The sequence below is a fragment of the Ruegeria sp. YTSA219 genome, assembly GCF_059609985.1.
Genome location: NZ_JBXWMT010000030.1, coordinates 1 through 2,500, shown reverse-complemented (window position 1 = coordinate 2,500; position 2,500 = coordinate 1). Strand labels below are relative to the sequence as shown.

The 2,500-nt window shown below is 54.0% G+C and carries 1 tRNA gene and 2 rRNA genes (1 of these 3 cut by a window edge); all 3 read left to right on the top strand.

The window, feature by feature from the left end:
• Positions 1–1,915, top strand: a 23S ribosomal RNA gene (locus AC2FFB_RS19960); it begins 913 nt to the left of the window's first position.
• 182 nt (positions 1,916–2,097) lie between these two features.
• A 5S ribosomal RNA gene (gene rrf, locus AC2FFB_RS19955) occupies positions 2,098–2,212 on the top strand.
• 87 nt (positions 2,213–2,299) lie between these two features.
• Positions 2,300–2,376, top strand: a tRNA-Met gene (locus AC2FFB_RS19950).
• Positions 2,377–2,500: the final 124 nt, after the last annotated feature.

Genomic DNA, 2,500 nt, shown 5'->3' with positions numbered 1-2,500 from the left:
GCTTACTGATCCTAACCAAACTCCGAATACCCGGGAGTACTAGATGGCAGACACACTGCGGATGCTAACGTCCGTAGTGGAGAGGGAAACAACCCTGACCTACAGCTAAGGCCCCCAATTCATGGCTAAGTGGGAAAGCAGGTGGGACGACCAAAACAACCAGGAGGTTGGCTTAGAAGCAGCCATCCTTTAAAGATAGCGTAACAGCTCACTGGTCTAAATAAGTTGTCCTGCGGCGAAGATGTAACGGGGCTCAAGCCATGAGCCGAAGCTTAGGATGCCGTAAGGCATGGTAGCAGAGCGTAGTGTGACATAGTCTCATTCCTCCTTCACGTCTTCGGGCGTATTGGAGGAGAGAGGCTTTCGATGAAGCCGGCGCGTGAGCGATCCGGTGGAGAGATCACTAGTGAGAATGATGACATGAGTAGCGACAAAGAGTGTGAGAGACACTCTCGCCGAAAGTCCAAGGGTTCCTGCTTAAAGCTAATCTGAGCAGGGTAAGCCGGCCCCTAAGCCGAGGCCGAAAGGCGTAGGCGATGGGAACTAGGTTAATATTCCTAGGCCGTGGAGTGGTGACGGATCTCAGAGGTAGTTCATCCTTATCGGATTGAATGGGCTGCTGAGAGGTTCCTGGAAATAGCCCTCCTATAAGACCGTACCCTAAACCGACACAGGTGGACTGGTAGAGAATACCAAGGCGCTTGAGAGAACGATGTTGAAGGAACTCGGCAAAATACCTCCGTAAGTTCGCGAGAAGGAGGCCCGGTTCCTAGGCAACTAGGGGCTGGGGGCACAAACCAGGGGGTGGCGACTGTTTATTAAAAACACAGGGCTCTGCGAAGTCGCAAGACGACGTATAGGGTCTGACGCCTGCCCGGTGCCTGAAGGTTAAAAGGAGAGGTGAGAGCCTTGAATTGAAGCCCAGGTAAACGGCGGCCGTAACTATAACGGTCCTAAGGTAGCGAAATTCCTTGTCGGGTAAGTTCCGACCTGCACGAATGGCGTAACGACTTCCCCGCTGTCTCCAACATCGACTCAGCGAAATTGAATTGCCTGTCAAGATGCAGGCTTCCCGCGGTTAGACGGAAAGACCCCGTGCACCTTTACTACAGCTTCGCACTGGCATCAGGATTGTGATGTGCAGGATAGGTGGTAGGCTTTGAAGCAGGAACGCTAGTCCCTGTGGAGCCTCCCTTGAGATACCACCCTTCGCACTCTTGATGTCTAACCGCGGTCCGTTATCCGGATCCGGGACCCTGCGTGGCGGGTAGTTTGACTGGGGCGGTCGCCTCCTAAAGCGTAACGGAGGCGCGCGAAGGTTGGCTCAGAGCGGTCGGAAATCGCTCGTTGAGTGCAATGGCAGAAGCCAGCCTGACTGCGAGACTGACAAGTCGAGCAGAGTCGAAAGACGGCCATAGTGATCCGGTGGTCCCGAGTGGAAGGGCCATCGCTCAACGGATAAAAGGTACGCCGGGGATAACAGGCTGATACTGCCCAAGAGTCCATATCGACGGCAGTGTTTGGCACCTCGATGTCGGCTCATCTCATCCTGGGGCTGGAGCAGGTCCCAAGGGTACGGCTGTTCGCCGTTTAAAGAGGTACGTGAGCTGGGTTTAGAACGTCGTGAGACAGTTCGGTCCCTATCTGCCGTGGGTGTAGGAGACTTGAGAGGAGTTGCCCCTAGTACGAGAGGACCGGGGTGAACGATCCACTGGTGGACCTGTTGTTGCGCCAGCAGCAGTGCAGGGTAGCTATGATCGGACAGGATAACCGCTGAAGGCATCTAAGCGGGAAGCCCCCCTCAAAACAAGGTCTCCCTGAGGGCCGTGGAAGACCACCACGTCAATAGGCCGGAGATGTAAGCGCAGTAATGCGTTCAGTTGACCGGTACTAATCGCCCGATAGGCTTGATTTGATCCAGTAATGGAAAGACAAATCAAAAACATACACACCTTAGACTAACGATGGCTGTGTCGCGCCAAGCGGCACTGTTGATTGATTACACTACCGAGTGGCAACGCGCCTTTTGCACGCAAAAGACGCTGCCTGCCACCCGTCGCGCTTGCTACGCAAGTCGCAACGTGGGATTTTCCTCGGTTTGGTGGTCATAGCGCAAGTGAAACACCCGGTCCCATCCCGAACCCGGAAGTTAAGCACTGCCGCGCCAATGGTACTTGGGCTTAAGCCCCGGGAGAGTAGGTCACCGCCAAACCTAGAAAAATCCCAATTCTCTCTAAATGATAACAATACTTATTCGACCCCGGCCTCAAGTAGCGAAAGCGATAGGCCAACCTAGTGTCGCGGGATGGAGCAGCCCGGTAGCTCGTCAGGCTCATAACCTGAAGGTCGTAGGTTCAAATCCTACTCCCGCAACCAGGTCGAATAATATCAACACAGCCCGTTCAGACTAAAATTGATCCACTGGATCAATTGCTTAACGTCTTCACCTCGTCAGGCTCATAACCTGAAAGCCAAAGGTTCAAACCCTACTCCCGCAACC